Below are 442 nucleotides of genomic sequence, written 5' to 3' on the forward strand. Positions count from 1 at the left end.
GGCGTTCTTGATCTTCCTCTTGCCTTCTTCTTCGATGTGGAAGCGGAGGTTTTCGAGGAGGATGATTTCACCCGGCTTGATAGCGGCGCAGGCGGCTTCGACTTCCGGACCGACGCAGTCAGAGAGGAACTTCACCGGCTTCTTGATGAGTTCTTCGAGCTTCTTGGCGACCGGAGCGAGCGTGTACTTCATGTTCTTTTCGCCATTCGGACGGCCCAGGTGAGAGGCGAGCACGACGGCTGCACCCTTGTCGAGGGCGTACTGGATGGTCGGGAGAGCGGCTTCGATACGCTTGGTGTTGGTGATTTCACCAGTCACCTTGTCCTGCGGAACGTTGAAGTCGACACGGATGAACACGCGCTTGCCGGCGAGTTCGAGATCTTCGATAGAAAGCTTTGCCATTATAGCACCTTCTTTTTTAGGGTTAAAATTTTACGCGGGA

The 442-nt window shown here is 54.8% G+C and carries 1 protein-coding gene; it reads right to left on the bottom strand.

Features of this window, described 5'->3' with window-relative positions:
* The coding region (gene pgk, locus HUF13_RS15595; RefSeq protein WP_173475983.1) for a phosphoglycerate kinase at positions 1-402 on the bottom strand (402 nt) is incomplete at its 3' end.
* Positions 403-442: the final 40 nt, after the last annotated feature.

The sequence above is a fragment of the Fibrobacter succinogenes genome (genome assembly GCF_902779965.1).
Lineage (GTDB): Bacteria > Fibrobacterota > Fibrobacteria > Fibrobacterales > Fibrobacteraceae > Fibrobacter > Fibrobacter succinogenes_F.